This window comes from Actinomadura bangladeshensis (assembly GCF_004348335.1).
Lineage (GTDB): Bacteria > Actinomycetota > Actinomycetes > Streptosporangiales > Streptosporangiaceae > Spirillospora > Spirillospora bangladeshensis.
The window spans coordinates 1-4,547 of record NZ_SMJW01000404.1 but is presented as its reverse complement, the minus strand read 5'-3'; the positions used below and the strand labels follow the sequence as shown (position 1 = coordinate 4,547).

General features: G+C 76.4%; 6 protein-coding genes. 3 read left to right on the top strand and 3 right to left on the bottom strand.

Annotated elements, in window-relative coordinates; genetic code table 11:
- Window positions 1–252 precede the first annotated feature (252 nt).
- From E1284_RS38670 to E1284_RS38660, 3 genes are read left to right on the top strand one after another with little or no spacing between them, the layout of a single operon-like run.
- Window positions 253–2,088 carry a hypothetical protein gene (locus E1284_RS38670; RefSeq protein ID WP_243715004.1) on the top strand — a complete coding sequence of 612 codons (1,836 nt, stop codon included), beginning with the start codon at window positions 253–255 and terminating at the stop codon, window positions 2,086–2,088.
- On the top strand, window positions 2,085–2,312 hold the full coding sequence (locus E1284_RS38665; RefSeq protein WP_131945100.1) for a hypothetical protein: 228 nt from the start codon (window positions 2,085–2,087) through the stop codon (window positions 2,310–2,312). The genes E1284_RS38670 and E1284_RS38665 overlap by 4 nt, the downstream gene beginning before the upstream one ends.
- Before the next feature lie 11 nt (window positions 2,313–2,323).
- A complete protein-coding gene (locus E1284_RS38660; protein WP_131945099.1) occupies window positions 2,324–3,115 on the top strand; it encodes an SDR family NAD(P)-dependent oxidoreductase in 792 nt (263 codons plus the stop codon).
- Here E1284_RS38660 and E1284_RS38655 read toward each other — a convergent pair.
- The 3 genes from E1284_RS38655 to E1284_RS38645 form a co-directional block, all read right to left on the bottom strand.
- Window positions 3,069–3,611, bottom strand: a complete 543-nt coding sequence (locus E1284_RS38655; protein ID WP_131945098.1) for a TIGR00725 family protein — start codon at window positions 3,609–3,611, stop codon at window positions 3,069–3,071. The two genes, E1284_RS38660 and E1284_RS38655, sit on opposite strands and share 47 nt — an antisense overlap.
- Window positions 3,612–3,618: 7 nt before the next feature.
- The gene (locus tag E1284_RS38650) at window positions 3,619–3,918 is read right to left on the bottom strand and encodes a 4a-hydroxytetrahydrobiopterin dehydratase (protein WP_131945097.1); all 300 of its coding nucleotides are present in this window, start codon (window positions 3,916–3,918) and stop codon (window positions 3,619–3,621) included.
- Between the two features lie 226 nt (window positions 3,919–4,144).
- The coding region (locus tag E1284_RS38645; protein ID WP_481726686.1) for a mannosyltransferase YkcB-related protein at window positions 4,145–4,547 on the bottom strand (403 nt) is incomplete at its 5' end.

Genomic DNA, 4,547 nt, shown 5'->3' with positions numbered 1-4,547 from the left:
GGGGGCGGCCGAGCCGGGGGCGGCGGACGGCCCGGCGGGCGCGGGCTCCCCGCAGCCCGCCGCCGCCAGCGTCACGGCGGCCGCGGCCGCCCCGGCGATGATCCGCGATCTCATGGCGTCCCTCTCGTCCCGGTGTCCCACACCACAGATTGTGACACTAGACAATGACACATTAGAAGATGACATACTCCACAGCGGTGGGCGGCGTTCGCCCCCTTCTGTTCTGGTTCCCGCGGCGAAGGAGCACCGGTGGTGGAGCACGTGACGGGCACGGGTGCCGTGGCGGGTGCCGTGGAGCAGGCCGCCCTGCGGCTGGCCGCCGGGGCGCCGGACAGACCGGCGGGCGGCGCGGCCCTCGACCAGATCCTCATCGCCTCCACCGGCGCCGCCGCGCTCACCGCGGTGCTGCTGGTGTTCGGATGGGGGCACCGCACCGGCCGCATCAGCGCGCTGGCCCGGCTGGCCCGCGCGGCCGAACGCGGCCCCGGCCGCGGCACGCCGGGATGGACGGCGCTGCCGCTCATGGTCGCGATGGCGTCGCTGCTCGTCGCGCTCCTCGGCATGTACTGGGACATCTCCCTGCACATCTCGCACGGCCGCGACGAGGGACCCCTCGCCAACGCCGCGCACTACCCGATCCTGGTCGGCCTGTTCGGCATCTTCACCGCCGGCGTGCTCGCCGTGGTGCTGCCGAAGGGTGAGCGGCCCGGCGCCGCGTCGGTGCGGATCACCCGGGACTGGTACGCGCCCGCCGGCGGCGTCCTGCTGGCCGGCGCCGGGTTCTACGCGCTGCTCGGGTTCCCCCTCGACGACGTCTGGCACCGCATCTTCGGGCAGGACGTGACGCTGTGGGGCCCGACGCACCTGATGCTGATCGGCGGGGCCGGGCTGTCGCTGGTCGCGATGATGATCCTGGAGCGCGAGGGCCGCCGCGCCCGCCCGGACGCCGACCTGCCGCCCGGCTGGATCCGCTACGCGCGCCGCTGCATGCTCGGCGGCGGGCTGCTGATCGGCCTGTCGGTGTTCCAGGCCGAGTACGACTTCGGGGTGCCGCAGTTCCGGCTCGTCCACCAGCCGCTGCTGATCGCGCTCGCCGCCGGCTGCGCGCTGGTCGCGGTGCGGCTGTGGGCCGGACGCGGCGCCGCGCTCGCCGCCGTCGCGTTCTACATGCTGGTCCGGGGCGGGGTGTCGGTCGCGGTCGCCGGGGTGATCGGGGAGCTGTGGGCGGCGGTGCCGCTGTACTTCGCCGAGGCGCTGTGCGCGGAGGCCGCGGCGCTGCTGCTGGCGCGGCGGCCGCTGGCGGCCGGCGCGGTGTCGGGGCTGCTGATCGGGACGGCCGGGTTCGGCGCCGAGTACGCCTACGGGCAGGCGGCGTTCCGGCTGCCGTGGACGCCCGACGTCCTCACCGAGGGCATGCTCATGGCGGTGATCGGCGGCGTCGCGGGCGGCCTGTGCGGGGCGCTGCTCGCCGAGGGGCTGGCGGGCCGGCTGCCCCGCCCGGCGGTGGCGCGCGGGGTCTTCGCGGGGGCGATCCTGGCGGTGTCGGCGGCGGTCGCCAACGGCCTGGTCATCGACGTCCCGGCGGGCCGGACCGCGACGGTGACGCTCACCGACGTCCGCGGCGACGCCGCGCACCGCACCGCCGGCGCCCGCATCGCCTTCTCCCCCGCCGGCGCGGTCGACGGGGCGGCGTGGGTGACGGTGACCGGCTGGCAGGGCAAGGGCCTGCACGTCGACCGCCTGGTGAGGGAACGCGACGGCGTCTACCGGACGAGCGAGCCGATGCCGCTGCACGGCGGCTGGAAGACGCTGATCCGGGTCCACGACGGCCGGACCCTCGCCGGCGTCCCGATCTACCTGCCCGCCGACCCGGCGATCGGCGCCGGGGAGCTGCCCGCCCCGGCGGAGTTCACCCGGGACGTGCAGGGCGAGCGGTCGATCCTGCAGCGGGAGCTGAAGACCGACGTGCCGGGCTGGCTGTGGGCGGTGTGCTCGGCGGTGGTGCTGGCGTGCACGCTCGCGCTGGTGGTCGCGCTCGGCTGGGGCGTCGCGCGGATCGCCCGCCGGCTCCCGGCGGAGGCCCCGTGATCACCGCGGGCCCGGTCGTCGCGGACGGGGTCCTGGCGACCCATCCGATCATCTCGGCGGTGCCGTTCTTCGTCCCGACGTTCATCGTCGTCGCGGTGATCGCCGTGGTGATCTGGCGGGACCGCCGCCGCGGCGACGACGCCCCCGACGAGAGGCCCGACGAGAGGCCGGACGAGGGCCCGCCGGACGAGGGGCGGGCGGACGAGGGGCGGGCGGATCCGTAGACTCTGCCGTCATGAGCGAACGGCCCTCCCCCGTCCCGTACCTGTCGGAGCTGTTCTCCCTGGACGGCCGCGTCGCGGTCGTGACCGGGGGCAGCTCCGGGATCGGCCGGGCGATCGCGGTGGCGCTGGCCCGCGCGGGCGCGTCCGTCGTGGTGGTCGCGCGGCGGGAGGCGGAGCTGGCCTCCACCGTCGCCGAGCTGGAGGGGCACGGGTGCCGGGCGGCGTCGGTCAGCGCCGACCTGGGGTCGCGGGACGCGGTGGCGAAGGCCGCCGACGAGGCCGCGGCGGCGTTCGGGGAGCCCGACATCCTCGTCAACGCGGCGGCGGTCAACCTGCGCCCGCCGATGGACGGCCTCGGCGCCGACGTGTGGGACACCACGATGGCGGTGAACCTGGACGCCCCGTTCCTGCTCGGGCAGCGGTTCGGCCCCGGGATGGCCGGGCGCGGCTTCGGCCGGCTGATCCACATCGCCTCGCAGCAGGCGTTCCGCGCGTCGGTGACCAGCGGCGCCTACGGGGTGTCCAAGGCGGGCCTGGTGGCGCTGGCCCGGTCGCAGGCCGAGGCGTGGTCGCCGCGCGGCGTCACCGCCAACACCCTCGTGCCGGGGTTCGTGATGACGCCGCTGAACGAGCGGCTGTCGTCGGACCCGGTCAAGGTCGAGGCGCTCGCCGCCCGCACCATGATCGGCCGCAACGGGCTGGCGGACGACTTCGCGGGCGCGGCGGTGTTCCTGGCGTCGGCGTCGTCGGCCTACGTCACCGGCCAGTCGATCTTCGTGGACGGCGGCTTCTCCGCCCACTGACCCGGGGCGGCGCAACGGACGGCTGGTCCCACAGGCCGGTGGCCGTGACGGCGGCGGCCGGGTCCGCGGCGTGGACGATCCCGCCGGCGGGCCGCCCCTCCTCGTCGTGGACGCGCCATCCGCCGACCTGCACGACGGGGATGCGCCCGCCGCGCATGGCCAGGGCGATCTCCGACAGCGTCCCCCAGGACCCGCCGACGGCGATGAGCGCGTCGGCGGCGTTGACGAGGACGCTGTTGCGGGCCTGCCCGAGCCCGGTGGGGACGGCGACGGTGAGGTCGGGCCCGGCGGCGGCGCGGTCGGCGGCGGGCAGCACCCCGACCGCGGTCCCGCCGCCGGCTTGGGCCCCGGCCGCCGCGGCGGCCATCACGCCGCCGAGCCCGCCGCACAGCACGACGGCGCCGCGCCCGGCGAGCAGCCGTCCGGTCTCGTAGGCCAGGTCCCATTCCCGCTGCGTGCACTCGCCGGGCCCGCACACCGCCACCTGGACGGCCACGGCGCGCCTACCCGGCGCCGTGCCGGGCCGCGATCTCGTCGATCCTGGCGGCGAGGCCGAAGTCCTTGGCGGTGATGCCGCCGGCGCTGTGGGTGGACAGCGTGAACGTCAGCGTCCGCCACCGGATGTCGATGTCGGGATGGTGGTCGGCGTCCTCGGCGGCGCGGGCGACGTCGGCGACGACGTCGATCCCGGCCATGAACGAGGGCGCCTCCACCCGCCTGCGGATCGCGTCGCCGTCGCGGCTCCAGGCGGGCAGCCCGCCCAGGCGTTCGGCGACGGCGGCGTCATCGAGCGTGCCGGCCATCTGCTCACTCCCTGTCCCTCGGCACTGGTGCCGTTCTCCTTCCCACTACATCACGCCGGTCACCGGCCGCCGAGGCCGTACAGGACGGTGCCGGCGGCGGTGGCGGGGCCGCGCAGGGCCCGGTGCAGGACCCGGCCGGGGAGGCCGCCCCATCCGCGCGGGGTGCGGGGCGCGGGCGGGGCGGCCTGGATCGTGGAGGTCGTCTGGATGTCCCTGGTCGGTCGGGTCAGCCCAGCCGGTACAGCTGGGCGCCGGTGGACGTGGTGCCCGAGGAGCCGGTACTGGTGGACGTGCGGTACTCGCTCGCGTCGACGCGGGTGCCGTGCTGCTGGACCCAGGCGGTGACGGCGGAGCTTCCGCCGCCGCCCGGCCCCATGCGTCCGCCGAGCAGGATGTAGCGGAGCTCGCCCTGCTGCACGTACCGCTGGAGTTTGTCGACGGTCATGGCGGGGTCGCTGCCGGTGAACCCGCCCATGGCGATGACGGGCCGCCCGGTCCGCAGGATGATCGAGGACGCCTCTTGGGCGCTGGAGACGGCGACGAGCCAGGTGGCGCCGCTCTGGTTGCGCTGCAGGTAGGAGATCATCTGGGAGTCGGCGCCCCCGCCGGGCCCGCCGCCGGGCCCGGTG